Raw genomic sequence first — 25696 nt, forward strand, 5'->3', positions numbered from 1 at the left:
AAAAACACGCGCCATCGCAAGCTGACACGCGAAACGGCCCTATCCTGGCCGCCTGCGCATCCCATCCAGCAGCAGATCCGTGATGAATTCCGCCAGCGCCTGCTGGCGGGCGGCGTCGGGGGATTGGCGGGTGAAGCGTTCGATGATGCCCATGAGGGACTGGCCGAACCACTCGGGCGATATTTCGGGGCGGAACAGGCCGGCCTGCTGCTCGGCGCGCACGTTGTCGGCGATCATGGCGACCAGTTCGTCCTTGAGCGCCTCGGCGGCGTCGGCCTGGAAGAAGCCGATGCGGGTGAGGTTGGGATCTTCCTGCAAGATGGCGAGCAGGCTGCCCACGCCCTGGCGGATTCGGGCGGCCAGTTCGGCGCCGTGCAGGTCGCCAGGCAGCCGCGCCTGGCTGATCGCGTGACGCAGGCGCTGGGCGAACAGGCCCACCAGTTCGTCGTAGGCCGCCTGTTTGCTGGCGAAGTATTGGTAGAACACGGGCTGGGTCACGCCGGCGCGGGCGACGATGTCGCTGACCCGGGTGTACTGGAATCCCCGCTCGGCGAACTCTGCCGCGGCGACGGCCAATAGCAGCAGCCGCGTACGCTCACCCTTGGTGAGACGCTTGTCTTGCGATGCCGAAATGGGTAGTGCCGTGTTCATCGCGAGAAAGTACTACCTATCCCCCCTTTACGCCACACGCGGCAGGACGGTTTGGCCACGCGTCGGCCACTGCGAGCAACCCGTTCCCGGCCTCGGTCACGCGCCTGAAATCACTTGAAATCCCCGTATCGCTTGCGACAACTTATTGCGGCGACGGAGCAGTAAAGTAAGGCTGTCGTCCGCGCCGTGCACGGTGCCGGCTCCGGGCGGCCGAGGAGCAAGATCATGAAGCGGTTTTCAGGCCGGGTGGCCATGGCGGCATTGGCGCTGGCGGTGGCCAGCGCGCCGGCGGTGGCTGGCGGGCGTGGCGGATATTGGGGCGGCGGCCATGGCGGCGGCTATCACCACCATCACGGTGGCGGCGGCAGCAGTTCGGACGGCTGGTGGATCGGCGGCGCATTTGCGCTGGCGACGGTCGGGCTGCTGCTGGCGGCCAATTCGGGGCCTTCCTACGTGCAGACCGGGGTGTATTCGTCCGGCGTGGGGTACACGAGCCCTCCCCTCTATGCGGCGCCGGCGTATGGCGCCCCGGTTTATGAAGCGGCGCCGGTGTATGAAACGCCCCCCGTTGCCTATTCGACGCCCGTGCCGCAATACGCGCCGGTGCAGTATGAACCGGCCCCCGCGGTCAATACCGCCCAGGCGAACGCCACGACCGACTGCCGGCGCTGGGCCATGAACCAGAGCGGGTACGATCCGGCCACCATCAACGCCTGGACCACCCAGATCATGGTGGACACCTACAACCGAGCGTTGGATTCCTGCATGACCAGCCGCGGGTATCGCGCCAACTGACGCACCGCGCGATCAGCGCCGCCAGCCGCGCCGGGCGTACAAGAGGCCCAGGATCAACAGCGCGGCGGCCGGCAACACCCAGACGAACCCTGCGTCCGTATAGACCACCTGGTCGACCGGATCGTAGTAGCGGCCCAGTTCGTTGAAGTCCCATTTCAGGTACTGCGCGTACCAGGCGTAGAAGAAGAATGCGGACAAGGCCAGGCAAAAAAGCGCCGCCACGCGCGCAATCGCACGGCTGCGGCCGGCGCGCGCCGCGCTTTTCCATGCCGCATAGGCGCATGCGGCCACGCCCAGCAGGACCAGCCAGTCACCGGCCTCACTCAGCATCGCCCGCCTCCAGCGCCGCGAGACAGGCGGCGGCTTCGCCCCATTGCTTTTCGCTGAAGACCTGCAGGCCCGCGCGGCGCAGCAATTCAGCGGTCACCCCCACGCCGGGCTGGCGGCGGCCGGCGAAATGGCCGTCGTACACATAGCCGCTGCCGCAGGACGGGCTGCCTTCTTTCAGCACGGCGATGCGGATGCCGCGCGCCTGCGCCGCCGCGAGCGCCTCGTGGGCGCCGCGCACGAACGCCTGCGTGACGTCGTCGCCCGTCACCGCCACGACGCGCGCCCGGCCGGCCAGCACCGCGGCCGCGTCCTTGCCCGGCTCGATCTCGGCGGGCGGCCGGGGGATCGGCATGCCGCCCGCCACCTCGGGACAGACGGCGACGACCCGGCCTTCCTGCAGCCACCGGTCCAGCACGGCATCGCCTTGCTGCACGCTGCGGCCGTCGTAGCGCACGGGATTGCCCAACAGGCAGGAGCTGACCAGAACGTAATGCATGCAGGACCGGGAAATGGGGAGTCGGTGGAGGCGGACGGTGGATTTGGGCTGCTCGGGCCGGGAATCCGGGGCCGAACGTACAGACCGGCGTCCGAGGCTCGAATCATAGAACACGAATGCGGGCATGCCCCTTGCCCGCGGAACCGGTCCGCTAGTTGCCCGGCAACGCCTGCATCCAGTCCCGAAGCGCCGGATCGCGCACCTGGAGTATGTCGAACAGGCCCAGCGCCCGCAGGGCGGGCATCGCGTCCTGGATGTCCCGCCGCGCGTCGGCGACGGCCTCGGGCGGCGCCGCCGGATCGACGCACACGCGGGCATTGGCCAGAAACGCGCCGACCGTGCCTTTGCGCACCGCCACCCCATGGAAGATGCCTTGGTCCTTGCCGTCCGGCAGCACATCCTGGGCTTTCATGATTGACTCCTGAGGGTTGGGTACAGGCGCTACGATAAGCCCTATCTTTCGGCATAACTGCGTCAGTCTGGCCAATGAATACCGCGTTTCAGCCACCCGCTTCGCGCACCGGCGTCCGCCCCGGTCCGGCGCCCGCTTCTTCCTGCGCCCCGGGCGCGCCGCTGCTGGCTCCCGAGCGCGCCCGCGCGCGTGGGGGCCCGCGGCTCATCGCCGTCGCCCGGCAGGACGGTGCGCTTCGGCACACGGCCATGCACGAGCACGCGCGGGGTCAATTGCTGGGCGCGTGGCAAGGCCTGCTGACCGTCTACGCGGCAGACCAGCAGTGGGTCGTCCCGTCGCAGCATGCCGTCTGGATTCCTCCCGGTCACCCGCATGGGCTGCGCTCGCACGGTCCCTACGCCGGCTACAGCGCCTATCTCAGCCCCGCGGCCTGCGCAGGCCTGCCGCAACGGCCGTGCGTATTGCAGGCCTCGTCTTTGCTGTTGGCCGCGATCGAACGCGCGGCAAGCTGGGGAGAAGACGCCGACACCGCCGATCCGGCGCGCCGGCGTATCGTCGAGGTGATTCGAGACGAGATCCGTAGCCTGCCGCACGCCGGGGTCGCGCTCGTGCTGCCGCGCGATGCGCGCTTGCAGCAGTTGGCGCTGGCGTTGTCGGACCACCCCGCGGACACGCGGCCGCTGCAGGCATGGGCGGCCGCCGTCGGCATGGCCCCGCGCACGCTGGCGCGCCGTTTTCTTGCCGAGACGGGATTGCCGGTGGGCGCATGGCGGCAGCGCGCGCGCCTGATGCGCGCCCAGGAAATGCTGGCGGCGGGGGCTGCGGTGACCACGGTGGCGCTGGAGCTGGGTTATGACAACGTCAGCGCGTTCATCGCCATGTTCAAGCGGGAACTGGGCGCCACGCCGGGCCGGTTCAGGCCACGGGCGGACCGCCAGGCGGATTAAGCACTGGCACCCCGCCCGAGCGCGCTCAACCCTCCTGGGCCGCCTTCTTGGCGGCGCGCGGCGCGGTCTTGCGGGCCGTCTTGCGCGCCGGCTTGGCGGGCGTCGCGGCCTCTGCCGCCGGCTCGGCCGCGGACCTCGCGGGCGCGGATTTCCCTGCGGCAGGCTTGGCCTCGCTCTGCGCGCCGTCTTCGGCCTTCGCGGCGGTCTTGCGCGCACCGCGTCCTCGCTTGGCGGCGGGTGCGGGTTCGGCGGCCGGGCTGGCTGCGGGGCCGGTGATCGGATCGGCCGCCTTCGCCGGGCGTTCGCGTTCGGCCTGGACAGGCGGCGTGACGAAGGTCCATTCGCCCACGTTCACGACTGGCGGCGGCATGGGCACGAGCGCCGATTGCGGCAGGGGTTGCGGGGGCCGGCCGAAGGACGGCGCGGGGACCGCCGGGGCCTGGGGTGCGTCGGACGGCACACGGTCGCCCGCGGGCGCCGCGTCCGGCTGGCTGGGTGCGTCGGCCTGCGCCTCGTCCCGCGCCCGCCGCGCACCGCCTGCCGGCCTGGCGCCGCGCGAACGCCGGTCCGCCTGCCGCGCATTGCGGGGCGGACGTCCTTCGTCCTGATCGTGACTGCGGGCCTGGCCGGCATCCTCCGGTTGATCGGCGCCCGCCATCTGCCCCGCAAGCGCGGGCGCGTCGACGACCGTGCCGCCTTCGGTCTGGCGGGGCGCATCGGGTTGTTTCCAGGCGTCCGGCTCGCCGGCATGATCCGCGGACGGCGAAGCGCCATCGTCCCGGTCCGCGCCGCCCTGTTGGCCCGCCGTCCGCCCGCCCGCCGACTTGCGGCCGCCGCGGGATTTGCGCGAATTCCTGCCGCCGCCGGCCTGCGCGTCCGCGTGGTCGGCCACGCCTTCCGGCGCGGATTCGGCCGGCGCATCGCCGCCCGCGACGCGCTCGCCGCCCGTGCTGTCGCGGTAGACATAGGTGCCGGACTTTTCCTCGCGGCCGACCTCCAGGAAGCCGCGCGACTGCGCCTCTTCCAGCAGGTTGCCGAACGCGCGGAACCCGTAGTAGGACTCGTTGAAATCCGGCTTGCGGCGCTTGAGGGCGTCTTTCAGGGCCGAGGCCCAGATCTTGCCGCTGTCGCCGCGTTCGGCCACCAGGGCCTCGAACGTCTCGACGACCATCTCGACGGCGCGGGTCTTGCGGGCTTCCTGCTCTTCCTTGCGGCGGCGTTCCTCGTCCGGCGAGCGGCGCTGGACGCTGGCGCCGCGGGTGTCTCGCCGTGCGTCGGCGGTGCGCTGGCCTTCGCGCGCCAGGTCGTCATAAAAGATGAATTCATCGCAGTTGGCGATGAGCAGGTCCGAGGTGGACTGCTTGACGCCCACGCCGATGACCTTCTTGTCGTTCTCGCGCAGCTTGGACACGAGCGGCGAAAAATCGGAATCGCCACTGATGATCACGAAGGTGTTGACGTGGGATTTGGTGTAGCAGAAGTCCAGCGCATCCACGACCAGCCGGATGTCGGCCGAGTTCTTTCCCGACTGCCGCACATGCGGAATTTCGATGAGCTCGAAGTTGGCCTCGTGCATGGGCGCCTTGAATTCCTTGTAGCGCTCCCAGTCGCAGTAGGCCTTCTTGACGACGATGCTGCCCTTGAGCAGCAGGCGCTCGAGCACCGGCCGGATGTCGAACTTCTGGTATTTGGTGTCGCGCACGCCCAGCGCCACGTTCTCGAAGTCGCAGAAAAGCGCCATGCTGACGTTTTCGTTGGGGTTGTTCATGTTCTCTCCAATTCCGCGGCCGCCCACGCCAAGCCTGGGCCAAGCCAGGCGATACGCCGCCACAATCCGCCCATGATATACATTTCCGATTGACCTCTCCGGCCTCCCAGTCCGCTACCGCCATGCCCGACGCCGCTCCGCCTCCTGAACTGACCACCGCTCGACTGCTGCTGCGGCCCCTGTGCCTGGCGGACGCGGACGCCATCCAGCGCATCTTTGCCCAATGGGACGTCGTGCGATTCCTGGCCGACCAGGTGCCCTGGCCGTACCCCGACGATGGGGCGCGCCAGTACATCGAGCAGGCCGCCCTGCCCGCCGTGCGCCGCGGGACGCAGTGGCATTGGTCGATCCGCACGCGCGCGCAGCCGGACCAGCTGATCGGCGTCATCAGCCTGATGAACGACGACCCCGGCAACAACCGGGGGTTCTGGCTGGATCCGGCCCAGCAGGGCCTGGGCTACATGACCGAAGCCTGCGCCGCCGCCACGGCCTACTGGTTCGGCGTGCTGGGCAAGCCCGTGCTGCGCGCGCCCAAGGCCATCGCCAACACGGCCTCGCGCCGGATATCGGAAAGCAGCGGCATGCGCTGCGTGGCCACCGAGGAACGCGGCCTGGTCAGCGGCCGCCATGCCTGCGAGATCTGGGAGATCACCCGCGACGAATGGATGGCGCGCCAGGCCGGCTCCCCCGAAGCCGAGTTCGTCCCCGATTAAGACGGGCGTCTCGGCCGGCCGCCTGGCCGGTCAACCCGGCGCTTATCGCCTATTTCGCCCCGCTTTCCGGCCGATTGACCTGGGCCCGCGCTGGCTAGAATTCCCGAAAATCCGGCATTCCGCGCGTGGGATGCCTTGTCATCGGGCAACATCCATGAATCCGTCTACCGTCATCGGCGCCGTTGTCGGCCTGCTCACCCTGGTCATCGTCGTGGCGCTGTCCGCCAACGACTCCAGCCTGTACTTCAATCTGCCGGGCCTGGCGATCGTGCTGGGCGGCACCTGCGCGGCGCTGTTCATCGCGTATCCGCTGCAGGAAGTCGTGCGCGTCTTCAAGCTGGTGCGCACCGTGTTCCGCAATGACCAGCACGACCAGCAGCGCGACATCGAAGAACTGGTCGGGATGGCCCAGCTCTGGATGAACACCGACGTCCACAAGGTTGAGCACGAGCTCAAGAAAGTCTCGAATCCGTTCCTGCGCACGGGCGTGCAGCTCATCATCGACAACACGCCCGAAGAGCAGATCATCGAGCTGTTGAAGTGGCGCGTGGCCCGCCTGCGCGCCCGCGAGCAGGCCGAAGCCCAGATGTTCCGCGTCATGGCCACGTTTGCGCCGGCCTTCGGGATGCTGGGCACGCTGGTCGGCCTGATCAACCTGATGGCCGTGCTGGGCGATGGCAGCATGCAGACCATCGGCCAGCAGCTGGCCATCGGCCTGATGACCACGTTTTACGGCATCCTGCTCGCCAACCTGGTCTGCAAGCCGATCGCACTGAAGCTGGAACGCCGCACGGCGCGCCGCGTGGAGTCCATGAACATGGTGCTGCAGGGCATCTCGATGATGTGCGAGAAGCGCGGCCCGGCCATGGTGCGCGAGACCCTGAATTCCTTCGTGATGCACGTCGAAGACGAAATCTACGATGGCGGCGCCGACGCCCGGCCCAAGGCCAAGCCGGAAGGCCAGGGCAAGCCGGCGCCCGCCGCCGCGGCAGGCAATGCCGCCGGCGCTCCCGCCACCCTCGTCCGCCCGGCAGCCGCGCGTCAATGAGCCTGATTTCCCCTTCCCTCGCCCAGCGGATCGAGCAGGCCCGCCAGGCGCAGCTACGCGCACAGAAGGCGGCCGCCAATAGCGGCTGGCGGCCCAGCGAAAGCGACCGCCAGGACCGCTACGCGCGCTGGCACGTCGAGGAATCCGTCGAACAGGATTCTGAAAACTGGCTGCTGAGCTATCTGGATCTCATCACGCTGCTGCTCGCCATGCTCGTCGTCATGTTGGCCATTGCGCTACACGGCGGCGGCTACGGCAAGTCCGATCAAGCGGTGGAAGTCGTCGGCACCCTGGCCGCGGCCGGACTGCCCGCCTACGACGGCGAGTATTCCGAGTTCGACAGCGTGGCCATCCCCGCCAGCTGGAAGGAACTACCTGCTCCCCCCGCTCCGGTCGTCGCGTCGTCCGCGCCCCCCGCGGCCGACGACGAGGTCGTGGTGGCCGAGGCCGCCAAGCCGCTGACCGCCCCGTCCAAGGAGTCGCTGGGCCTGGCGGACCTGGGCAATTCGGTGGATGTGATCGTCAATGAACAGTCGGTGAGCTTTCGCATCAGCAACGAGCTGCTGTTCGCCTCGGGCCAGGCCACGCTCAGCAACGCAGGCCTGGACGTGATCAAGCGCCTGGCGGGCATCCTGAACAAAAATGCGTACCAGGTGTCGGTCGAAGGCCACAGCGATCCGGTGCCCATCCTGACCAAACAGTTCGCCTCCAACTGGGAGCTGTCCAGCAGCCGCGCGACCAGCGTGCTGCGGGAACTGGTGCGCGACGGCGTGGACCCGCAGCGCCTGCGCGCGGTGGGCTATGCGGAAACGCGCCCCATCGAGTCGAACGACACGGCTGCCGGGCGCGCCGCCAACCGTCGCGTCGAACTGATCATGGACATCACGCCGCAGCAGGCCACCAAAGCGGCCGCCACCCCGCAGGCGACCGATGCCGGCAAGCCGGCGTCGCGCCCCGACGCGGCGGCCAAAGCCGCCGAGACCGCCGCCAAGGCGCCGGCCCGGTCCTGATCGCGATCCCCTTCGGAAACCGGCGCAAGCCGGTTTTTTATTGCCGTTCGATTGGGCGGCGGGCCTGTGCATGGCCTGCGCCCCGCGCCCCGCGTCCTGCGTCCTGCGTCCTGCGTCCTGCGTGCAAAGACTGGCTGAAGCGCACACCCGAAGATGTAAAGGACCCTTGACACACCCCAACCGCCCCGCCAGAATATCAAGCACGCTTTACATCCACACAGGCATTCCCATGAGTCAAAACCAGGCAAAGCGCCGCTATTTCAAGGAACTGGGCATCGCGTTCGCCCTCTACATCGTGCTGCTGGTGGGCGCCCTGCGCCTCAGCCTGGACATGCCGGCAGGCGCCTTGCGCACCGCCGTGCTGCTCACGCCCATGCTCGCCTTCTTGCTGGCGTTGCGCGCCGTCGTGCGCGCGGTCCGCAGTTCGGACGAGTTCATTCGCAAGACCACGCTGGAACATCTGGCCATCGCCGCCGCGGTCACGGCCGGCGTCACGTTCACCTATGGCTTCCTGGAAATCGCGGGCTTTCCGAAGCTGAGCATGTTCGTGGTCTGGCCGCTGATGGGCGGGGTCTGGGCATGCACGACCCTCGTCCAAACGCTGCGCCATCGATGAAAAACCGCATCCGCGAATTGCGCGCCGAACGCGGCTGGAGCCAGGCCGCGCTGGCCGAGCGTCTGGACGTGTCGCGCCAGACGGTCAATGCCATCGAAACGGGCCGCTACGATCCGAGCCTGCCGCTCGCGTTCGCCATCGCCCGCGTGTTCGACACCGCGATCGAATCGATCTTCCAGGAAGAATGACGCCGCTGCGCCTCGGCGCCGTGGCGCGCACGCGGGGATCGGCGTTAACCTAGCGGACCCGCCGCTCGCGGCGTCCGCAGTCCGCCCCGGGAGTCCCCATGTCTTACCTGCTTCTGATCGTAGAACCGGTGGGCCAGCGCGCCCAGCGCACGCCCGAAGAAGGCCGCGAGGCCTATGCGCAGATGCTGCGTTACGCCGAATCCCTGCAATCGCGCGGCCTGCTCGCCCGCGCCGAATCCCTGAAATCCGAGGCCGAAGGCGCGCGCCTGCGCGTGCGCGACGGAGAACGGCAGATCGTGGACGGCCCCTATGCCGAGGCCAAGGAGATGATTGGCGGATTCTTCCTCCTGACCTGCGACTCGCGCGAAGAGGCGCTGGCCCTGGCCGCCGAATGCCCGGCGGCGCAATGGGCCACGGTCGAGGTCAGGGAGCTGGGGCCCTGCTTCCTGTAGTGGCTGTGGCGCGATGCCAGCCCGGCGTCACCACGCGGACACGCGGCTGCTTCAGCAATTGCCCTTCTTGGCCTGTCCGGGCGGACAGAAGCCCCCGCGGCCGCCGCCATCATGCGGGTCGACGACGACAGACCCTTGCGGCGTATACACGGCACAGCCGGACAACAAGGAGGCAACAAGGGCAAGGCTGCACAGGACTTTCATATCGTGGCTTCAGGCGTTTGGAAAGCTTGCGAGTGTAGGGAAGGTGCCTGCAACAAGGGCTGGATCTTCGTAACCAACTGCGAAGCGCCCCCGTTTGACCTAGTGTTTACCCTGGGGTCACAAAAACCTTGTCGATCCGCAGCCGCGCCGTTCGTCGATGCAATACAAGTCCCCCTTCCGGGACTTGCCCATCGATCCAGGAGATCACACCGATGCGATTCATGATCCTCGTTCGGGCCACGCCCGACAGCGAAGCCGGCAAGATGCCGGACGACAGCCTGCTCGCCGCGATGGCGACCTACCACGAAGCCCTGGTCAAGGCCGGCGTGCTGCTGGACGCCAATGGACTGCAGCCCACGTCCAAGGGCTGGCGCGTGCGCTATGACGGCGGCGGCGAACGCCGGCTTATCGACGGGCCATTCGCCGAGACCAAGGAACTGATCGCCGGCTACACCATGATCCAGGTGCGCTCGCGCGAAGAGGCGATGCAATGGGCGATGCGCTTTCCGTCGCCCTTCCCCGGCCAGGCATGCGAGATCGAGGTGCGCCAGGTGTTCGAGCTGGAGGATTTCGAGCCCAGCCCGCAGGTCGAGCGCTTCCGCCAGATGCCCTCGCCCAGCCACTGAAGCCGCCATCCCCCGCGCAACGCAGAGCCAGACCCGAACGCCCCCCCCACACAAAGCGAGACACGCCATGCACAAGCAGATTTTCGTCAACCTTCCCATCGCCGACATGCAGAAGTCCCAGGCATTCTTCCGGAAACTGGGCTACGACTTCAATCCCGATTTCACCAACGACCAGGGCGCCTGCATGGTCGTCGGCGACAACCTCTACGTCATGCTGCTGGTGAAGGATTTCTTCCAGGGCTTCACCGGCAAGCCGGTGGCCGATGCCACCCAAAGCACGGAAGTGCTGGTCTGCCTGTCCTGCGAGAGCCGGGCCGAGGTCGACGACCTGGTCGCGCGCGCGGTGGCGGCGGGCGGCACGGCGCCGCGCGCGCCGCAGGACCACGGCTTCATGTACGCGCACGGCTTCGAGGACCTGGACGGGCACATCTGGGAACTGGCGTACATGGTCCCGGGCGAAGCGGCTGGCGCATGACGCAGGCGGCCACGCATCGCGCCATCGAGGCGGTCTGGCGGATCGAGGCCGCCAGCGTCATCGCGGGCGTTGCGCGCCTCGTGCGCGACGTGGGACTGGCCGAAGAACTGGCGCAGGACGCCCTGGTCGCGGCGCTGGAACGCTGGCCGCAGACGGGCGTGCCGGACAATCCCGGAGCATGGCTGATGACCACCGCGAAGAACCGCGCGCGCGACCGCCTGCGGCTGGATGCGCTGCACGCCCGCAAGCACGCGCAGATCGGCCACGAACTGGAGGCCTTGCAGGCCGACGTGGAGCCCGATTTCGTCGACGCGCTGGATGCGGCGCGTCAGGACGACATCGGCGACGACCTGCTGCGGCTGGTCTTCACCGCCTGCCACCCGCTGCTGTCCACGGAGGCCCGCGTGGCGCTGACGCTGCGGCTGCTGGGCGGGCTGACCACGGCCGAGATCGCGCGCGCTTTCCTGGCGTCGGAATCGACCATCGCCCAGCGCATCGTGCGGGCCAAGCGCACGCTGTCCGCGGCCAATGTGCCCTTCGAGGTGCCCAAGGCCGCGGACCGGGCGCCCCGCCTGGCCTCGGTGCTGGAGGTCATCTACCTGATCTTCAACGAAGGCTATTCGGCAACGTCGGGCGAGGACTGGATGCGCCCCGGCCTGTGCGACGAAGCGCTGCGCCTGGGCCGCATCCTGGCAGAGCTGACGCCCGACGAGGCCGACGTGCACGGGCTGGTCGCGCTGATGGAGCTGCAGGCGTCGCGCCTGCATGCGCGCACCGATGCCGCGGGCCGGCCGGTGCTGCTGATGGACCAGGACCGCCGGCGCTGGGATCCGCTGCTGATCCGGCGCGGGCTGGCGGCGCTGGCGCGCGTCGAGGCGCTGGGCGGCGCGCGCGGCCCCTATGCCCTGCAGGCCGAACTGGCCGCCTGCCACGCCCGCGCCCGCACGCCCGCGGAAACGGACTGGCCGCGCATCGTGGCCCTGTACGATGCGCTCGCCCAGGCCGCGCCGTCGCCGGTGGTGGCGCTGAACCGCGCCGTCGCCGTCGGCATGGCATACGGCCCGCAGGCCGGACTGGATCTGGCCGACGCGCTGGCGGCGGACCCGTCACTCGCCAACTATCACTGGCTGCCCAGCGTGCGCGCCGACCTGCTGGCCCGGCTGGGCCGCAAGGCCGAAGCCCGCGACGAATTCGAGCGCGCGGCCGGCATGACGCGCAACGCCCGCGAGCGCGAACTGCTGCTGGCGCGGGCCCGCGACATGTCCCGGGAACCCGACCCGACTCCGGACGAATGAGGGGCCGGACGCGGCGTGCTTAAATCCCAGGCATGCCACGCGCCGCCGCCACGCCTGATCCCGCCGCGCCGCCCCTCACGGGCGTGCCGGCGGCGTTCGACCATCCCGGTGACCGCGCGCAGTTTCGCCGCGCGGCCCACCAGCCCGGGGTGGAGCTGTACCGCGCCCACATCGTCCGCCACGCCTTCGAACCGCATACCCATGAGGCGTTCGGACTGGGCGCCATCGAATCCGGCGTCGAACGCTTCCGCTACCGCGGCGCCGACCACCTGGCGCCCCCCGGCTCGCTGGTGACGATGAACCCCGACGAATTGCACACCGGACGCGCCGAAACCGAAGGCGGCTGGCGCTACCGCATGGCCTACATCGATCCGGACGTCGCCGCGCGGGTGACCGGGGAGACCGGCTGGTGGTTCGGCGCCGCCGTGGGCCGCGATGCCGCCGGCGCGCAGCGCGTCACCGCGCTGCTCGATACGCTGTGGCACGCATCCGAGCCGCTGGCCTTCGACAGCGCGCTGTTCGCGCTGCTGGGCGAATTCCGCCGCCACGCTGGCGTGCCGCGTCCCGCCGCGGCCGAAGGCGCGCCCCGCTTCGCACCGGTCATCGACTACCTGCACGCGAACCTGTCGCGCCGCCTGACGCTGGACGAACTGGCCGCGGTGGCCGGGCTGAGCCCCTTCCATTTCCTGCGCAGCTTCCAGGCGCATCACCACGCCACGCCGCAGCAGATGCTGATGGCGCTGCGGCTGTACGAGGCCAAGCGCCTGCTGGCGGCAGGCGTGGCGCCGGCCCAGGTGGCGCTGGCGGCCGGGCTGACCGACCAGGCGCATCTCACGCGCGCGTTTTCGCGCCGCTATGGCGTCACGCCGTCGCGCTATCAGAAACAGGTGCGCGGGTAAAAGGTGCGCGGGTAATGGGCACGTGCCTGCCGGTGCGCGCCTCGCCGCCGCCGGCGTCGCAATCTGGTACAAGATTCGGCCCCGCGCTCCTGGCTAGACTGGCGGCATTCAAGACCTGGAGTGCGATGTATGTGGGCTGGAACCCTTTACGCCCTGGCCGCCGGCCTGATGTGGGGGCTGGTGTTCATCGGTCCGCTGCTGCTGCCGGAGTATCCGGCCGCGCTGCAATCCGTGGCGCGCTACCTCGCGTTCGGCCTCATCGCCCTGCCGCTCGCCTGGCTGGACCGCCGCAACCTGCGCCTCTTGACGCGCGCGGACTGGATCGAGGCGCTCAAGCTCGCCGCCATCGGCAACCTGCTGTATTACCTGTGCCTGGCCAGCGCCATCCAGCGCGCCGGCGGACCGGTGCCGACCATGATCATCGGCACCCTGCCCGTGGTCATCGCCATCAGCGCCAACCTGCGCAATGCGCGCCGCGACGGCCGGTTGCCGTGGCGGCGGCTGGCCCCGTCGCTGGGCCTCATCGCGCTCGGCATCGCCTGCGTCAACCAGGTGGAGTTGCAGGCGCTGCGCCAGGAGGCGGATGCCGACATGTCGCGCCACGCGATCGGCGCCTTGCTCGCGCTGGGCGCGGTGGCGTGCTGGACGTGGTATCCGCTGCGCAATGCCGACTGGCTGCGCAACCATCCCGGCCGCAGTCCGCGCACCTGGGCCACCGCGCAGGGCGTGGCCACGCTGCCGCTGGCGCTGGCGGGCTACGGCCTGCTGTGGATCGGCATGGCGGCCGCCGGCAGCGGGTTCGACATGCCGCTGGGACCTCGCCCCGACGTGTTTCTGGGGTTGATGATCGCCATCGGCCTGTTCGCGTCCTGGCTGGGCACCCTGTGCTGGAACGAAGCCAGCCAGCGGCTGCCCACGGCGCTGGCCGGCCAGCTCATCGTGTTCGAAACCCTGGCGGCGCTGGCCTATGCGTTCATCCTGCGCGGGAGCATGCCGGCGCCGCTGACGCTGGTGGGCATTGCTTGCCTGGTGGTGGGCGTGCTGCGGGCCGTGCGGGTGAAGCCGCAGGCGGTGGCGGCGGCCGCGTGAAGCGGCGCCTGCGGGGGCCGCCCGTTACCACCCGGTGCGACGGCCCACCGCCGGCGGGCACCTCGTCAATTATTGGACGACGTATAATTTTCTACGCCGTCTAATCATTGGATCCGCCATGCCCGACGCCATCCCTGTTTTTCCCGACGCCGACGCCGCCGACACCAGCCGCCGCGAGCGCAAGCGCCAGCAGACCCTGTCTCATCTGACCCAGACCGCGTGGCGCCTGTTCGAAACGCTGGGCTACGACGCGGTGACGATGGAACAGATTGCGGCGCAGGCGGACGTGTCCAAGGGCACCCTCTACAACCATTTCCCCGTCAAGGAAGCCCTGCTGGCGCACCGCTTCCACGGCGAACTGGCGGCGTCGCTGGCCGGCCTGGGGCCCGCATTGAAAGCGCTCCCCACGCTTGCCGCGCGGCTCACGCGCCTGCTGCATGCCTCGGCGCACTGGTCCGAATCGCATCGCGCCTACCTGGGCCCCTATCTGCGCTACCGCCTTGCCACGGTGCAGCCGGGCGGACGCGGCGACGCGCGCTCCCCCCGCAGCGGCATGCAGGCCGTCTTCGCCGCCTTGATCCAGGACGCGCAGGCTGCGGGCCAGGCGCGGTCCGACCTGGCCGCGGATCTGCTGGCTCACCACCTGCAGTTTCTCTACCTGGGCGCCCTGCTGCGCTGGCTGGACCAGCCCGGCGCGTCGCTCAAGACGGAGTTCGACGCCGCGATCGCCCTTTTCATGGACGGCGTCGACCGGCGCGCGGCATGACCGCCCTGGTGCTGGACTGGGCGGCGGCGGCCCACGCCGGCCCGCAAGCGGCGGGCGGCAAAGGATGGCAGTTGGGCCGCATGGCCCAATTCGGCGTGCCTGTGCCCGACGGCTTCGTGCTGGCGGCGCAGGCCAGCCACGCGCATCGGCCCGGCCAGGACCTGCCGCCCGGCGTCGCGCAGGTTTTGCTGGAGGCCTTGCACGCCCGCGGCTGGCTGGACCGTCCGCTGGCGTTGCGCTCGTCGGCGCCACAGGAGGATTCCGCGGGCGCGTCGTTCGCCGGCATCCATCTCTCGTGCCTGAATGTGCGCGGACCGGACGCGGCGCAGGAGGCGCTGCGGCGCATCTGGGATTCGCGGTGGACGCCCCAGGCCCAGGCCTACCGCCAGCGCCTCGGCCTGACCGACAGCGACGCGGATGGCATGGCCGTGGTGGTGATGCCGATGATCGAGGCGGCGGCCTCGGGCATCATCTTCACCATCGATCCCGCCACCGGCCGCCACGACGAGATGATCATCCACGCCAACTGGGGCTTGGGCGAATCCCTCGTGAACGGCCAGGCCGAGGGCGACGAGTACCGCCTGCGTGAACACACCCTGCGCCAGGCCTGGCCGCTGGTGGCCCGGCGCATCGGCGCCAAGCGCCACGCGACGCAGCCTGTCCCGCGCGGCGCGGGCACCCGCCTGGCCGCCACGCCCGACGCGGTCGCCGCGCGGGCCGTGCTGACGGACGCGCAGGCCGAGGCCCTGGGCGACATCGCCCGCGACGCCGCCCGCGCGCTGGACTACGGCGGCGGGGGCTACGACATCGAGTGGGCCTGGGACGGCGAGCGGTTCTGGATCGTCCAGGCCCGGCCGGTCACCGCCTCCGCCCGCCGCACCTATCCCGCGCTGCAAAACCAGCCCGATTACTGGTCGCGCGGCAACACCCGCGAGGTGCTGCCGCAGGCCATGTCGGCCCTGGAATGGGACGCGGGCCGCGTCATGGCGCAGCGCATGCTCACCTGCGGTTTTGAATTGAGCGGCTACGGCACGCTGCCCGGCGTGCGGCTCGCGGCACTGTTCCAGGGCCGCGCCTACCTGAACGCGTCGGTCATCCAATGGGTGGGCTACGACGCGCTCGGGGTCAAGCCGCGCGACATGAATGCCTTGCTGGGCGGCCCGCAGCCCGAGATCCGCGTGCCGCCCCTGACCGCTGCGCAGCGCCTGCGCCATGGTCTGCGCCTCGTGCGCTATCTGCGCCGGGCCGCCCCGTTGCGCCGCCAGGCCGCTGCCGACCTGCCCCGGTTCATGGCGCGCGCGCAGGCATGGCTGGATGCGCCGCTGCCCGCTTCCAACGCCGCCCTGGGCGCCCAACTGCGCGAACAGTTCCAGACCGTGCTGGCCGCCGATGAGCTGTTTTTCCTGCAGGGTTCGGGCGGCGGCGCGCTATCCAAGCTGCTGGAAATGGTGGAGCGCGCCGCCCCCGGCGAAGGCCACGCGCTGACCGCCGCCCTGATGGCGGGCGGCGATCCCAGCGTGACCGCCGAGCAGGGCTACGCGCTCATGCGGCTGGCGCAACTGGCCGCGGACGACGCCGCGGCGCTTGCCTGGCTGCGTGCGCCTGGGCGCGACAGCGCCGCGTGGCTGGCTGCCCTCCCGGACGGCAGCCCGTTCAAGACGGCCTTTGCGGACTTTCTGCGCCGCTATGGCCACCGCGCCGTCTACGAGACGTATCTACGCAATCCGCGCTGGCGCGAGGCCCCGGGCTACCTGCTGGACAGCGTGCTGAACCTGATCGGCGCCGACCCCGCCGCGCTGCGCGCACGGCAGGCCGACGCGGCGCGGCAGGCATGGCAGCGCGTGCGCCGCGCCTTGCCCTTCTGGCAACGGCCGTTGGCCGCCAAACTGCTGGCCGCGTCCCGCCTGGAAGGCAACCAGCGCGAGGCCGCGCGCAGCGTGCTCGTGGCCTATCTGGCCGTGGCCCGCAGAATCGCGCGGGAACTGGGCCGGCGCACCGCCGGCCCGGACGGGCTGGCCGTCCCGGACGACATCTTCCATCTGAACGCCGCCGAAATCTTCGCGCTGGCGGACGGCCGGATATCCGCCGCCGCCCTGGGCCGGCGGGCGGCGGCACGACGCGAGCAACTGCAGGCCTGGGCCGCGCTGCCGGACCCCGATGTCATCACCGAATACGCCACCGGCGACGCGGCGGTTGGCGTGCGGGTTGGCGTGCGGGTTGGCGTGCCAGTAGGCGCGCCGCAAACGCCCCCGGCCGGGGCAGCGCCCGGCGATTCGTGGCGCGGCACGCCGGTGGCGGGCGGACACGCTCGCGGCCGCGCGTTCGTCGCCCGCACGCCGGAAGAGGGCCTGGCCATGCCTGCCGGTGGCATCCTGGTCGCGGCGTCGTCCGACCCTGCGTGGACGCCCCTTTTCCTGCGCGCGGGCGCGGTGGTGATGGAAGCCGGCGGCTACCTGTCGCACGCCGCCATCGTGGCGCGCGAATTCGGCGTTCCGGCCGTGGTGAACGTGCAGGGAATTCTGGAAGGCGTCGCCACGGGGGACATGCTGGCGGTGGACGCCGTGCGCGGCGTGGTCCGGCGCGTGCCGGACGACATGCCCTAGGCCGGGTTTCCCGCCGCCAGGTCGAACTGGAACACCGCGCCGCCGGCCGCCCCGTCGACCAGCCGGATCTCGCTCTGATGCAGTTGCAGGATGCGCTGCACGATCACCAGGCCCAGCCCGCCAGCGTCGCCAGGCCCCCTGTTCAGCGCCGACGCGCGCGTGAACAGCCCCGCGCGCAGTTCCTCCGGGATGCCCGTGCCGGAATCGCTGACCTGGACCTGCACCCGGTTGCGGGACACGCCAAGCTGCAATTCGATCCGCCCGCCCGGCGGGCTGTGGCGGATGGCGTTGTCCAGCAGATTGGTCAGCACGCGCTCGATCAGCCCCAGGTCCGCGCGCACCGGCGGCAGCGCCTGCGCGATGGCCGTCGTCAGCCGCTGGCCGCGCGCCTCGGCGGCCAGTTCGAACTTCTGGATCACGTCCTGCACCAGTTCGGGCAGCGAGAACGTCTCGGGCTCCAGCCGCACCAGCCCCGACTCCAGCCGCGCCAGTTCGAAGAGCTCCTGCGCCAGCCGGCCGACCTTGCGGCTTTGCGCCAGCGCGATGTCCAGGTAGCGGCGGCGCTCGGCCGGGTCCAGCGACTCGTCCTTCAGGCGCAGCGTCTCCAGATAACCATGAAGGGACGTGAGCGGCGTGCGCAGGTCGTGCGAAATATTGGCGACCAGGTCGCGCCGCTGCTGGTCCTGGCGCGTCAGTTCGCGCCACTGCTCGGAGATCCGCTGCCCCATCTGCGCAAACGTGCGCCGCAGCACCGCGATCTCGTCGCCGCCGCGCGCCGCCAGCTCGTCCGGCGGCGCCAGCGCGGCCAGCGCCTGGCCTTCGTCGCCATCGAAGGCGCGCACCGCGCGCGTCAGGGCGCGCAACGGCCGCGTGATCAGCGCAAACGCGGCCAGGCCCGCCACCAGTCCCAGCAGGGCCACCAGCGCGATCGACCACAGCGTCGTGCGCAGCACCGAGCTGCGCGACACATCCATCGCCAGCGCATCATGCGCCTGGCCCTGCAGCACCACGTAGACGTAGCCTTGCTCGCGGCCGTCCACGCGCACCGGCGCGGCGCTGAACACTTTCTGCGCGTCCAGGCTGCGCGGGTCGTCGCCGGCGATGGGCAGCATCCCCCCGGCCAGAAGGCGCTGCACCGGGCCCAGATCCACCCGGTCGCGCCTGATCTGCCCGGGCGGCGCGGCGTCGGCCACGATGCGTCCGTCGCTGGCCAGCAGGTAGACCTCGACGGCCGGATTCACCGCCATCAGCATGTCGAACAGCGACCGCACGGCGCCGGGCTTCCAGCCGCCGGCGTCCATCAGCTCGGTGGACCCGGCAATGTGCTGGGCCAGCCCGCTCGACAGCCGCTGCACGACCTCCTGTTCGTAGCGCGAATTGGCGGCGATCTGCAGCCAGGCCGACGCCCCGCAGCACGCCAGCAGCAGCAAGGCGAAGACGCCGGACAGGCGCTGGGTCAGCGTGAAACGCTTCATGACTGTCCCCCCGGGGCCGCCGAAAATTTGTACCCTCGCCCCCACACGGTCAGGATGCGCTGCGGGTTGGACGGGTCGGCCTCGATCTTGGTGCGCAGCCGGTTGATGTGCGTGTTGACCGTGTGTTCGTAGCCCTCGTGCTGATAGCCCCACACCTGGTTCAACAGGTCCATGCGCGAAAACACCTTGTCCGGATGCCGCGCAAAGAAATGCAGCAGGTCGAACTCGCGGGGCGTGAGGTCCAGGCGGCGCGCGTCCACGTCCACCGTGCGGGCGATCGGATCGATCGACACGCCATGGACGGCCAGGCTGCCGGCATCCAGGCGCGCATTGCGCTCGATGGCGTCGCTGCGGCGCAGCAGCGCGCGCACCCGCGCCACCAGCTCCAGCATCGAAAACGGCTTGGCCAGATAGTCGTCCGCGCCCAGCTCCAGGCCCAGGATGCGGTGGACTTCGCTGGACCGCGCGCTGGTGATGATGATGGGCGTATAGCGCGCCATCGCGCGCGCGCGCTTGCAGATTTCCAGCCCGTCGATGCCGGGCAGCATCAGATCCAGGACCAGCGCGTCCCAGCCGCCCTCTTCCAGCATGCGCATGCCCGCGTCGCCGTCGGCCGCGTGCTCGACGTCATAGCCCTCGTCGCGCAGGTGCAGGCGCAGCAGTTCCGCGATGTGGGCGTCGTCTTCAACTATCAGTACGCGGCGGGGCGTATCCATGGGGCTACCTGGGGCGTGATCGATGCGCCTATTGTCGCCAATCGGCGGGGGTGAAAGTTCACATTTAATTTAACTTTGCGTGAGGACTTCGATATTGGCGCGGGGCAAGAATGCCTCCAACGACAGCCCCCCCACCGGAGACCGCCATGCTGGCTCGACCCGCAATCGACGACTTGCCGCCACAGAACGCGCCCATCCACCCCGCCTGGCTGCGGGTGTCGCATTGGCTGAATGCGCTGGCCGTGGTCATCATGGTGATGAGCGGCTGGCGCATCTACAACGCCGCGCCCTTCTTCGCGTTCACGTTTCCCAACGGCATCACGCTGGGCGGATGGCTGGGCGGCGCGCTGCAGTGGCACTTTGCCGGCATGTGGCTGCTGTTCTTCAATGGCCTGTTCTACCTGGCGATGAACATCGCCACCGGCCGCCTGTGGCGCAAGTTCCTGCCCGTCAGCGCGGGCGGCGTGGCGCGCGACCTGGTCTCGGCCCTGCGCGGCAGGCTGTCCCACGCGGATCCGCGCCGCTACAACCAGGTGCAGCGCCTGGCCTATCTGTTTGTCATGGCCGATATCGCCGTGCTGATCCTGTCCGGGCTGGTGCTGTGGAAATCCGTGCAATTCGACCTTTTGCGCGAGCTGATGGGCGGCTACGAAGCCGCGCGCCGCGTGCACTTCGTCGCGATGGCGTTGCTGGTGGCGTTCGTCGCTGTCCACCTGGCGATGGTCGCGCTGGTGCCCCGCAGCCTGCTCGCCATGATCCGCGGCAAATAAGGAGCCATTCATGAGCGAAAAGCGACGCCCCCCGCTGCCGGGCCTGGACGGCCCCGCCATCCTGCGCGAAGCCGGAAAACTGTTGGACAAACGCGTGGAGCAGCCCGCGCGACGCGCCTTCCTGCGGCGCGGGCTGACGCTGGGCGGCCTGGCCATGCTGTCCGGATGCTCGCTGTCCGACGACGAACACGTCGAGCAGGCGCTCTCGGCCGTGTCCCGCTTCAACGACCGCGTGCAAGGCTGGATCTTCGATCCGAACAAGCTCGCGCCGACCTACCCGGAATCCATGATCACGCGGCCCTTTCCCTTCAATGCCTTCTACGGCATCGACGACGTGCCGCAGGTGGACGAGGACTCGTTCCGCCTGGAAGTCACCGGCCTGGTCGCCGACAAGCGCCGCTGGCGCCTGGACGAACTGCGCGCCATGGCGCAGGTGGACCAGGTCACGCGGCACATCTGCGTCGAAGGCTGGAGCGCCATCGGCAAATGGGGCGGTGTGCCGTTTTCGGACTTCCTCAAGCGCGTGGGCGCGGACCTGTCCGCCAGGTACGTCGGCTTCAAGTGCGCCGACGACTACTACACCAGCATCGACATGCCCACCGCGCTGCACCCGCAGACCATCCTGGCCCTCATCTACGACGGCCGGACCTTGCCCCCTGAATACGGCTTCCCCATGAAGCTGCGCATGCCCACCAAGCTTGGCTACAAAAACCCCAAGCACATCCAGGCGATTTTCGTCACCAACACCTACCCGGGCGGTTACTGGGAGGACCAGGGCTACAACTGGTTCGGCGGAAGCTAGGTGAATTCTGTCTTTTTCCCACTGTCAAAAGGAAAGCATCATGAAGAAACTGACCACCGCCGCTCTGTCCCTGTGCCTGGCCTTCGGCGCCGCGGCCGCCCACGCCGCCGACACCATGAGCAAGGACGGCATGACCAAGAACGGCATGTCGAAAGAAGCGCCCGCGCAGGACGGCATGAAGAAGGACTCGATGTCGCGCGACGGGATGTCTAAGGGGTCGATGTCGAAGGATTCGATGTCGAAGGATTCGATGTCCAAGGATTCGATGTCCAAGGGGTCGATGTCCAAGGATTCCATGTCCAAGGATTCCATGTCGAAAGGCACGATGGGCAAGGACGGCATGTCCAAGGATGGCATGCAGAAGTGATCCAGGGCGGGGGCCGCCCTTGCAGGCCCCCGCCTGAACGCAACCCGCACGGAAATCGCCATGAACTTGAACCGCAGACATTTCCTGGGTCTGGGCGGCGCGGCCGCTGCCGCCGCCGGCCTGGCTCCGCTGCTGGCCGCGCGCAGCGGTCTGGCGCAAGCGGCTGCCCCGGCCGCGACCTTTCCCTACACGCTCACCGACGCGCAATGGCGCGAACGGCTGACGCAGGCGCAGTACCAGGTGCTGCGCCGCGACGGCACGGAACGCCCCTACTCCAGCCCGCTCAATGACGAGCACCGCCCAGGCACCTTCGCCTGCGCGGGCTGCGCGCACCCCTTGTTCTCCTCGTCCACCAAGTTCGACAGCGGCACCGGCTGGCCCAGCTTCTGGCAACCCCTGCCCGGCGCGGTCGGCGAGACGCGCGACCGCAGCTTCGGCATGGTCCGCACCGCCGTGCATTGCGCCAACTGCGGCGGCCATCTGGGCCACGTATTCGATGACGGCCCACGCCCGACCGGCCTGCGCTATTGCATGAACGGCGTGGCCATGACCTTCGCCCCGCAGGCCTGACCCGCGGCCCGCAACCTACACAGGATCCCCGCACCATGTCCAAGCATCCCACGATCCGCCGCCTCTGCGCGGCGCTGGCCGCCACCGCCGGCCTGCTGGCCTCGGCCCCCGCGCCCGCCGCGGAACGCGCCTTCATCATTCCCCCGCCCGCCGCGGACCTGACCGCGGCTCCCGCGGGCCAGGCCGCCACGCAAGAAAAGGCCATCCTCGCCGGCGGCTGCTTTTGGGGCGTGCAGGCCGTCTTCCAGCACGTCAAAGGCGTCAGCAACGCCGTCTCCGGCTACGCCGGCGGCCAGGCCGCCACGGCCAACTACAACGCCGTCAGCGGCGGACGCAGCGGCCACGCCGAAGCCGTCGAGATCACCTACGACCCGCGCCAGATCAGCTATGGCCAGCTGCTGCAGATCTATTTCTCGGTCGCCCACGACCCGACCCAGCTCAATCGCCAGGGCCCGGACTACGGCCCCCAATACCGTTCCGCGGTATTCCCCGCCAACGACAGCCAGCGCAAGGTGGCCGAAGCCTACATCGCCCAGCTCAATAAGTCGGGGGTCTACCCCAAGGCGCTGGCGACCACGCTGGAACCGCTGCAGGCGTTCTACCCTGCCGAGGACTACCACCAGGATTATCTGGTGCGCAACCCGAACAGCCTGTACATCGTGATCAATGACATTCCGAAGGTGGAGAATCTGGCCAAGACGTTTCCGGAGCGGTATCGGGAGAAGCCGGTGCTGGTGGCTGAGCACAATCGATAACCAGGCTTCGCCGTGAGTTGCTCAGAGGGTCGACGTCTGGCTCGGCAGCCAGAGCGCCAGTTGTGGGACGGCCAGCAGCAACACGATCATCAGCAACAGCATGGCGAGGAATGGCAGCACGCCCACCACGACGTCCATGAACCTGCCCTGGCCGCGCACACTGTGCACCACGAACAGATTCATGCCGAAGGGTGGCGTAAGCTGGCCCATTTCGCACAACACGATCAGCATCACGCCAAACCAAACCGGGTCGTAACCCAGCGCCACCACGATGGGCACCGTGAGCGGCGCGGTGGTGACCAGCATGGCGAGCGTGTCCATGAAGCAGCCGAGCAGGATGTGGAAGAGGATGATGGCCAGCATCATGCCCAGCGGCGGCAGGTCCAGGCTGGTCATGGCATTCACCAGCAAGGTGGTGAGGCCGATCGAGGACAGCACGAAGTTCAGGAAGAACGCCGCCAGCGTGATCAAGATGATCATGCCGGTAGTGCGCAGCGTGGCTTCGAAGGCGCGGCCCAACATCGCCCAACTTAGCACCCGTTTGCAGGCGCACAGCACGGTGGCGGCCACCACCCCGAGCGCGGCCGACTCGCTGGCTGTGGCGATGCCGCCGTAGATCACGCCGATCACGAGCGCGAAGATCGCGAGCGGTGGCAGCAGGTGCGGCAACGCGGCGATGCGCTCATTCCAACTCACCGTTGGGCGCTTGCCGGCCAGGCCCGGCCGCCACACGCACAGGCCCACGATCAGCCCGACGAACAGCAGGGTGAGCAGCACGCCCGGCAGCGTGGCGGCCAGATAGAGCTTGGGCACCGACACGTTTGCGATCAGCGCATACACGATCATGTTGATCGACGGCGGGATCAGGATGCCCAGCGTACCGCCTGCCGCGATCGAACCCAGGAAAAGCGGCGCGTTGTAGCCCGCCTTGCGCTGCTCCGGCAGCGCCAGCGTGGAGATCGTGGCGGAGGTGGCGACGCTCGATCCGCTGGTGGCCGAGAACAGGGCCGAGGCGCCGATGTTGGCGTTCATCAGCCCGCCCGGCAGCCACGACACCCACTTGGACACGGCGCCATACATGCGGCCTGCCACGCCGGAATGCACCAGCAGCTCGCCCATCAGCACATAGAGCGGAATCGCCACCAGCAGGAATTCGGCGCTGGTGCCCCAGGCCAGTTCCCCGATGGCGTTGCTCAGTTTCAGGGGCGAATACGCGCCGGCCAGGCTCATACCCAGCAGGCCCACAGTGGCCGCCGCCGTCACGCTCAGCGCCAGCAGGCCGAGCAGCATGGAAATCGTCATTATCAACATGGATCAGTCCTGGGGTTGTGTGCGCGCCGGCACGAGTGCGTCGGCGGTTTCTTCTTCAATACCCTCTTGCACCGAATGGATGCCGATCAGCGCATTGACCGCCTGCCAGCGGCCGCGCATCACGCGGCCCAGCGCGCTGGCGCCAAGGACCACGATGGTGAGCAGGAAGAACGCGTAGCCGGCGAACCAGAGCGACTGCGGAATCCACTGCGGCACCTGCAGCGGCGTGTTGGACACCGACTGGAAGGCGATGGAATCGGCCAGCACGAACCATGCGTGCCAGGTCAGCGTGCCCACGAACACGCCCAGGCACGCCAGCGCAAACAGATCGAGCACGACGCGCGCCTTGGCGGGCAGATGGGTGTAGACCACGTCGACCCGAATGTGCGAGCGGCGCAGCAAGGTGATGGGAAAAGCCCAGGCACTCGCCACCGCCAGCGTGTAGCCAGCCAGTTCGTCCGCCCCACCGAGCGAGAAGCCCGCGACTTTGCGCGCGATCAAGTCGATCACGATGAGCCAAGACACGAGCAGCAGCCCGAGACCGCCTATCCAGGCGCCGATGCGGGCCACCCGTTCGAGAATGCGAAGCGAACCATGCGTTTCTGTCGTCATGAGATGTCCTTGAAGATCAGCGTAGCGTCACGCCCAGGGCTTTGCCCACGGACGCGCTCCAGTTGGCGGCGCATTCCTCGCCGCAGCGCCGCGCCCAGCGGCTGGCCATGTCCGTCGCAACCTCGCGCAGCGTGGCGCGCTCGGCTTCGGTGGGCGCCGTGGCCTGCATGTCAGCCTGGGTGTGGATGCGGCATTCGCCCTGCCCGGTGTTGCAAGCCAGCGCATAGTCGCCCTCGCGGCCGGTCTCGTCCCACAGGCGCTGCTCCAGCACCTTCGCCTCCTCGAGCATGAACTGCTGCACCGCGGGATCGAGCTTCTGCCAGCGGCGTTCGGCAATGGCGTAGAAGCCGATGGACCAGTCGATCGGCAACAGATACAGGTTCTTGGCCACGTCATACCATTTCGCGGCGTTGCCCGAGCCAATGCCGGTGACGGCGCAATCGACCACGCCCGTCTGCAAGGCGGGTATGACCTCGGCGAACGGAATTGTCACCGGCGCGGCGCCCAGCGTGCGCACGTATTCGGCCATGTTGCTGCCGCGCGTGCGCACCTTGCGCCCCTTCAGGTCCGCCAGGCTATTCACCGGCGCGCGGCAGAAGAACACCTGGGCCGTATAGGGCACGGTGGCCAGGAGCCGCACGCCGTGGCGCTTGAGCATGCGCTGCTCCAGCACGGGCCGGTAGGCGGCGACCATCTTGCGCGCGGTGGCGAAATCGGTCGCCATGCCCGGCAGGTCCACCCCTTCGAAAGTCGGGTCGTCGCCGCTCACGAAGGCAAACACGCCCATTCCCACGTCGAGCGCGCCGGCGCGCAACAGCCGCACGATCTCCGGGCCCTTTAGACCGCTCTCCGACAGGCCGATCAGCTCGGCCGTGACCTTGCCGCCTGACGCTTGGGGCACAGTCTTCTCCCAAAACGGCCTTTCGACGGCTGTG

At 69.1% G+C, this 25696-nt stretch carries 30 protein-coding genes; 20 read left to right on the forward strand and 10 right to left on the reverse strand.

Annotation, left to right across the window (positions count from 1 at the left end):
• Nucleotides 1-39: 39 nt before the first annotated feature.
• Complete coding sequence (locus ACZ50Q_RS16550) at nucleotides 40-651, reverse strand: TetR/AcrR family transcriptional regulator (protein WP_464078998.1); 612 nt, start codon at nucleotides 649-651, stop codon at nucleotides 40-42.
• Between the two features lie 225 nt (nucleotides 652-876).
• On the opposite strand from ACZ50Q_RS16550, the gene ACZ50Q_RS16555 reads away from it, so the two are divergent.
• Nucleotides 877-1446: a hypothetical protein gene (locus ACZ50Q_RS16555; RefSeq protein ID WP_464078999.1), complete on the forward strand. Its 570-nt coding sequence runs from the start codon at nucleotides 877-879 to the stop codon at nucleotides 1444-1446.
• 12 nt (nucleotides 1447-1458) lie between these two features.
• Here ACZ50Q_RS16555 and ACZ50Q_RS16560 read toward each other — a convergent pair whose 3' ends face one another.
• The 3 genes from ACZ50Q_RS16560 to ACZ50Q_RS16570 all read right to left on the reverse strand — a co-directional run bounded on the left by ACZ50Q_RS16560 (nucleotide 1459) and on the right by ACZ50Q_RS16570 (nucleotide 2684).
• A complete protein-coding gene (locus tag ACZ50Q_RS16560) occupies nucleotides 1459-1776 on the reverse strand; it encodes a hypothetical protein (RefSeq protein ID WP_464079000.1) in 318 nt (105 codons plus the stop codon).
• Nucleotides 1766-2272, reverse strand: coding sequence for a 2-thiouracil desulfurase family protein (locus ACZ50Q_RS16565; protein WP_464079001.1), 507 nt, complete (start codon nucleotides 2270-2272; stop codon nucleotides 1766-1768). The genes ACZ50Q_RS16560 and ACZ50Q_RS16565 overlap by 11 nt, the downstream gene beginning before the upstream one ends.
• Before the next feature lie 151 nt (nucleotides 2273-2423).
• Entirely contained in the window at nucleotides 2424-2684 is a 261-nt protein-coding gene (locus ACZ50Q_RS16570) for a hypothetical protein (RefSeq protein ID WP_464079002.1), read from the reverse strand.
• 74 nt (nucleotides 2685-2758) lie between these two features.
• Between ACZ50Q_RS16570 and ACZ50Q_RS16575 the strand changes: the two genes are divergently transcribed.
• On the forward strand, nucleotides 2759-3631 hold the full coding sequence (locus tag ACZ50Q_RS16575) for an AraC family transcriptional regulator (RefSeq protein WP_464079003.1): 873 nt from the start codon (nucleotides 2759-2761) through the stop codon (nucleotides 3629-3631).
• Nucleotides 3632-3656: 25 nt separating this feature from the next.
• Here ACZ50Q_RS16575 and ACZ50Q_RS16580 read toward each other — a convergent pair whose 3' ends face one another.
• On the reverse strand, nucleotides 3657-5399 hold the full coding sequence (locus tag ACZ50Q_RS16580) for an NYN domain-containing protein (RefSeq protein WP_464079004.1): 1743 nt from the start codon (nucleotides 5397-5399) through the stop codon (nucleotides 3657-3659).
• Between the two features lie 122 nt (nucleotides 5400-5521).
• Here ACZ50Q_RS16580 and ACZ50Q_RS16585 point away from each other — a divergent pair, with 122 nt between their 5' ends.
• The 13 genes from ACZ50Q_RS16585 (at nucleotide 5522) to ACZ50Q_RS16645 (ending at nucleotide 17383) form a co-directional block, all read left to right on the forward strand.
• Nucleotides 5522-6112 (forward strand): GNAT family N-acetyltransferase, encoded by a 591-nt coding sequence (locus tag ACZ50Q_RS16585; RefSeq protein ID WP_464079005.1) that lies wholly within the window; start codon nucleotides 5522-5524, stop codon nucleotides 6110-6112.
• A 154-nt stretch (nucleotides 6113-6266) separates the two neighbouring features.
• Nucleotides 6267-7160 carry a motility protein A gene (locus ACZ50Q_RS16590; RefSeq protein WP_464079006.1) on the forward strand — a complete coding sequence of 298 codons (894 nt, stop codon included), beginning with the start codon at nucleotides 6267-6269 and terminating at the stop codon, nucleotides 7158-7160.
• Entirely contained in the window at nucleotides 7157-8170 is a 1014-nt protein-coding gene (locus tag ACZ50Q_RS16595; RefSeq protein ID WP_092575310.1) for an OmpA/MotB family protein, read from the forward strand. The genes ACZ50Q_RS16590 and ACZ50Q_RS16595 overlap by 4 nt, the downstream gene beginning before the upstream one ends.
• A 229-nt stretch (nucleotides 8171-8399) precedes the next feature.
• Nucleotides 8400-8786, forward strand: a complete 387-nt coding sequence (locus ACZ50Q_RS16600; RefSeq protein WP_464079007.1) for a hypothetical protein — start codon at nucleotides 8400-8402, stop codon at nucleotides 8784-8786.
• Nucleotides 8783-8974 carry a helix-turn-helix transcriptional regulator gene (locus tag ACZ50Q_RS16605; protein ID WP_076521185.1) on the forward strand — a complete coding sequence of 64 codons (192 nt, stop codon included), beginning with the start codon at nucleotides 8783-8785 and terminating at the stop codon, nucleotides 8972-8974. The genes ACZ50Q_RS16600 and ACZ50Q_RS16605 overlap by 4 nt, the downstream gene beginning before the upstream one ends.
• A 98-nt stretch (nucleotides 8975-9072) precedes the next feature.
• Nucleotides 9073-9426, forward strand: coding sequence for a YciI family protein (locus tag ACZ50Q_RS16610; RefSeq protein ID WP_092575302.1), 354 nt, complete (start codon nucleotides 9073-9075; stop codon nucleotides 9424-9426).
• A 416-nt stretch (nucleotides 9427-9842) separates the two neighbouring features.
• Nucleotides 9843-10256 (forward strand): YciI family protein, encoded by a 414-nt coding sequence (locus ACZ50Q_RS16615; RefSeq protein WP_076521187.1) that lies wholly within the window; start codon nucleotides 9843-9845, stop codon nucleotides 10254-10256.
• A gap of 67 nt (nucleotides 10257-10323) precedes the next feature.
• A complete protein-coding gene (locus ACZ50Q_RS16620) occupies nucleotides 10324-10731 on the forward strand; it encodes a VOC family protein (protein ID WP_076521188.1) in 408 nt (135 codons plus the stop codon).
• Nucleotides 10728-12026, forward strand: a complete 1299-nt coding sequence (locus ACZ50Q_RS16625) for an RNA polymerase sigma factor (protein WP_464079008.1) — start codon at nucleotides 10728-10730, stop codon at nucleotides 12024-12026. Before ACZ50Q_RS16620 ends, ACZ50Q_RS16625 begins: the two co-directional genes overlap by 4 nt.
• 32 nt (nucleotides 12027-12058) lie before the next feature.
• Nucleotides 12059-12925: an AraC family transcriptional regulator gene (locus ACZ50Q_RS16630; RefSeq protein ID WP_464079009.1), complete on the forward strand. Its 867-nt coding sequence runs from the start codon at nucleotides 12059-12061 to the stop codon at nucleotides 12923-12925.
• Nucleotides 12926-13054: 129 nt separating this feature from the next.
• Nucleotides 13055-14014 carry a DMT family transporter gene (locus ACZ50Q_RS16635; protein ID WP_464079010.1) on the forward strand — a complete coding sequence of 320 codons (960 nt, stop codon included), beginning with the start codon at nucleotides 13055-13057 and terminating at the stop codon, nucleotides 14012-14014.
• A gap of 118 nt (nucleotides 14015-14132) precedes the next feature.
• Nucleotides 14133-14780, forward strand: coding sequence for a TetR/AcrR family transcriptional regulator (locus tag ACZ50Q_RS16640; RefSeq protein WP_464079011.1), 648 nt, complete (start codon nucleotides 14133-14135; stop codon nucleotides 14778-14780).
• The gene (locus ACZ50Q_RS16645; protein ID WP_464079012.1) at nucleotides 14777-17383 is read left to right on the forward strand and encodes a PEP/pyruvate-binding domain-containing protein; all 2607 of its coding nucleotides are present in this window, start codon (nucleotides 14777-14779) and stop codon (nucleotides 17381-17383) included. Before ACZ50Q_RS16640 ends, ACZ50Q_RS16645 begins: the two co-directional genes overlap by 4 nt.
• Here the strand turns inward: ACZ50Q_RS16645 and ACZ50Q_RS16650 are convergent.
• Nucleotides 17380-18858, reverse strand: coding sequence for a sensor histidine kinase (locus ACZ50Q_RS16650; protein ID WP_092575283.1), 1479 nt, complete (start codon nucleotides 18856-18858; stop codon nucleotides 17380-17382). The genes ACZ50Q_RS16645 and ACZ50Q_RS16650 overlap by 4 nt on opposite strands.
• Nucleotides 18855-19574: a response regulator transcription factor gene (locus ACZ50Q_RS16655; protein ID WP_076521195.1), complete on the reverse strand. Its 720-nt coding sequence runs from the start codon at nucleotides 19572-19574 to the stop codon at nucleotides 18855-18857. The genes ACZ50Q_RS16650 and ACZ50Q_RS16655 overlap by 4 nt, the downstream gene beginning before the upstream one ends.
• Nucleotides 19575-19720: 146 nt before the next feature.
• Here ACZ50Q_RS16655 and ACZ50Q_RS16660 point away from each other — a divergent pair, with 146 nt between their 5' ends.
• Genes ACZ50Q_RS16660 through msrA form a run of 5 tightly spaced genes read left to right on the forward strand, consistent with a single transcriptional unit; the run spans nucleotide 19721 to nucleotide 22838 of the window.
• A complete protein-coding gene (locus tag ACZ50Q_RS16660) occupies nucleotides 19721-20344 on the forward strand; it encodes a cytochrome b/b6 domain-containing protein (RefSeq protein ID WP_464079013.1) in 624 nt (207 codons plus the stop codon).
• Nucleotides 20345-20354: 10 nt separating this feature from the next.
• On the forward strand, nucleotides 20355-21146 hold the full coding sequence (locus ACZ50Q_RS16665) for a molybdopterin-dependent oxidoreductase (protein ID WP_464079014.1): 792 nt from the start codon (nucleotides 20355-20357) through the stop codon (nucleotides 21144-21146).
• 40 nt (nucleotides 21147-21186) lie between these two features.
• Nucleotides 21187-21513 (forward strand): pentapeptide MXKDX repeat protein, encoded by a 327-nt coding sequence (locus ACZ50Q_RS16670; RefSeq protein ID WP_092575278.1) that lies wholly within the window; start codon nucleotides 21187-21189, stop codon nucleotides 21511-21513.
• A gap of 60 nt (nucleotides 21514-21573) precedes the next feature.
• The gene (msrB, locus tag ACZ50Q_RS16675; protein ID WP_464079015.1) at nucleotides 21574-22083 is read left to right on the forward strand and encodes a peptide-methionine (R)-S-oxide reductase MsrB; all 510 of its coding nucleotides are present in this window, start codon (nucleotides 21574-21576) and stop codon (nucleotides 22081-22083) included.
• 35 nt (nucleotides 22084-22118) lie between these two features.
• Entirely contained in the window at nucleotides 22119-22838 is a 720-nt protein-coding gene (msrA, locus tag ACZ50Q_RS16680) for a peptide-methionine (S)-S-oxide reductase MsrA (protein WP_464079016.1), read from the forward strand.
• A 21-nt stretch (nucleotides 22839-22859) separates the two neighbouring features.
• Here msrA and ACZ50Q_RS16685 read toward each other — a convergent pair whose 3' ends face one another.
• The 3 genes from ACZ50Q_RS16685 to ACZ50Q_RS16695 are packed head-to-tail and all read right to left on the reverse strand — an operon-like array spanning nucleotide 22860 to nucleotide 25662.
• Nucleotides 22860-24149: a TRAP transporter large permease gene (locus ACZ50Q_RS16685; protein ID WP_464079017.1), complete on the reverse strand. Its 1290-nt coding sequence runs from the start codon at nucleotides 24147-24149 to the stop codon at nucleotides 22860-22862.
• Between the two features lie 3 nt (nucleotides 24150-24152).
• Complete coding sequence (locus ACZ50Q_RS16690) at nucleotides 24153-24761, reverse strand: TRAP transporter small permease subunit (RefSeq protein ID WP_464079018.1); 609 nt, start codon at nucleotides 24759-24761, stop codon at nucleotides 24153-24155.
• A gap of 16 nt (nucleotides 24762-24777) precedes the next feature.
• On the reverse strand, nucleotides 24778-25662 hold the full coding sequence (locus tag ACZ50Q_RS16695; RefSeq protein ID WP_464079019.1) for a TRAP transporter substrate-binding protein: 885 nt from the start codon (nucleotides 25660-25662) through the stop codon (nucleotides 24778-24780).
• Nucleotides 25663-25696: the final 34 nt, after the last annotated feature.

The sequence above is a fragment of the Achromobacter sp. T5-5 genome, assembly GCF_055397965.1.

Bases quoted from the DNA above. Each gene is read 5' to 3' on its own strand.
- ACZ50Q_RS16620 (WP_076521188.1), top strand. From the start codon at position 10,324: ATGCACAAGCAGATTTTCGTCAACCTTCCCATCGCCGACATGCAGAAG.
- ACZ50Q_RS16630 (WP_464079009.1), top strand. From the start codon at position 12,059: ATGCCACGCGCCGCCGCCACGCCTGATCCCGCCGCGCCGCCCCTCACG.
- ACZ50Q_RS16645 (WP_464079012.1), top strand. From the start codon at position 14,777: ATGACCGCCCTGGTGCTGGACTGGGCGGCGGCGGCCCACGCCGGCCCG.
- ACZ50Q_RS16565 (WP_464079001.1), bottom strand. From the start codon at position 2,272: ATGCATTACGTTCTGGTCAGCTCCTGCCTGTTGGGCAATCCCGTGCGC.
- ACZ50Q_RS16560 (WP_464079000.1), bottom strand. From the start codon at position 1,776: ATGCTGAGTGAGGCCGGTGACTGGCTGGTCCTGCTGGGCGTGGCCGCA.
- ACZ50Q_RS16600 (WP_464079007.1), top strand. From the start codon at position 8,400: ATGAGTCAAAACCAGGCAAAGCGCCGCTATTTCAAGGAACTGGGCATC.
- ACZ50Q_RS16650 (WP_092575283.1), bottom strand. From the start codon at position 18,858: ATGAAGCGTTTCACGCTGACCCAGCGCCTGTCCGGCGTCTTCGCCTTG.
- ACZ50Q_RS16610 (WP_092575302.1), top strand. From the start codon at position 9,073: ATGTCTTACCTGCTTCTGATCGTAGAACCGGTGGGCCAGCGCGCCCAG.
- ACZ50Q_RS16605 (WP_076521185.1), top strand. From the start codon at position 8,783: ATGAAAAACCGCATCCGCGAATTGCGCGCCGAACGCGGCTGGAGCCAG.
- ACZ50Q_RS16685 (WP_464079017.1), bottom strand. From the start codon at position 24,149: ATGTTGATAATGACGATTTCCATGCTGCTCGGCCTGCTGGCGCTGAGC.
- ACZ50Q_RS16580 (WP_464079004.1), bottom strand. From the start codon at position 5,399: ATGAACAACCCCAACGAAAACGTCAGCATGGCGCTTTTCTGCGACTTC.
- ACZ50Q_RS16655 (WP_076521195.1), bottom strand. From the start codon at position 19,574: ATGGATACGCCCCGCCGCGTACTGATAGTTGAAGACGACGCCCACATC.
- ACZ50Q_RS16570 (WP_464079002.1), bottom strand. From the start codon at position 2,684: ATGAAAGCCCAGGATGTGCTGCCGGACGGCAAGGACCAAGGCATCTTC.
- msrA (WP_464079016.1), top strand. From the start codon at position 22,119: ATGTCCAAGCATCCCACGATCCGCCGCCTCTGCGCGGCGCTGGCCGCC.
- ACZ50Q_RS16670 (WP_092575278.1), top strand. From the start codon at position 21,187: ATGAAGAAACTGACCACCGCCGCTCTGTCCCTGTGCCTGGCCTTCGGC.
- ACZ50Q_RS16625 (WP_464079008.1), top strand. From the start codon at position 10,728: ATGACGCAGGCGGCCACGCATCGCGCCATCGAGGCGGTCTGGCGGATC.
- ACZ50Q_RS16690 (WP_464079018.1), bottom strand. From the start codon at position 24,761: ATGACGACAGAAACGCATGGTTCGCTTCGCATTCTCGAACGGGTGGCC.
- ACZ50Q_RS16640 (WP_464079011.1), top strand. From the start codon at position 14,133: ATGCCCGACGCCATCCCTGTTTTTCCCGACGCCGACGCCGCCGACACC.
- ACZ50Q_RS16585 (WP_464079005.1), top strand. From the start codon at position 5,522: ATGCCCGACGCCGCTCCGCCTCCTGAACTGACCACCGCTCGACTGCTG.
- ACZ50Q_RS16665 (WP_464079014.1), top strand. From the start codon at position 20,355: ATGAGCGAAAAGCGACGCCCCCCGCTGCCGGGCCTGGACGGCCCCGCC.
- ACZ50Q_RS16660 (WP_464079013.1), top strand. From the start codon at position 19,721: ATGCTGGCTCGACCCGCAATCGACGACTTGCCGCCACAGAACGCGCCC.
- ACZ50Q_RS16555 (WP_464078999.1), top strand. From the start codon at position 877: ATGAAGCGGTTTTCAGGCCGGGTGGCCATGGCGGCATTGGCGCTGGCG.
- ACZ50Q_RS16635 (WP_464079010.1), top strand. From the start codon at position 13,055: ATGTGGGCTGGAACCCTTTACGCCCTGGCCGCCGGCCTGATGTGGGGG.
- ACZ50Q_RS16575 (WP_464079003.1), top strand. From the start codon at position 2,759: ATGAATACCGCGTTTCAGCCACCCGCTTCGCGCACCGGCGTCCGCCCC.
- ACZ50Q_RS16590 (WP_464079006.1), top strand. From the start codon at position 6,267: ATGAATCCGTCTACCGTCATCGGCGCCGTTGTCGGCCTGCTCACCCTG.
- ACZ50Q_RS16615 (WP_076521187.1), top strand. From the start codon at position 9,843: ATGCGATTCATGATCCTCGTTCGGGCCACGCCCGACAGCGAAGCCGGC.
- ACZ50Q_RS16595 (WP_092575310.1), top strand. From the start codon at position 7,157: ATGAGCCTGATTTCCCCTTCCCTCGCCCAGCGGATCGAGCAGGCCCGC.
- ACZ50Q_RS16550 (WP_464078998.1), bottom strand. From the start codon at position 651: ATGAACACGGCACTACCCATTTCGGCATCGCAAGACAAGCGTCTCACC.
- msrB (WP_464079015.1), top strand. From the start codon at position 21,574: ATGAACTTGAACCGCAGACATTTCCTGGGTCTGGGCGGCGCGGCCGCT.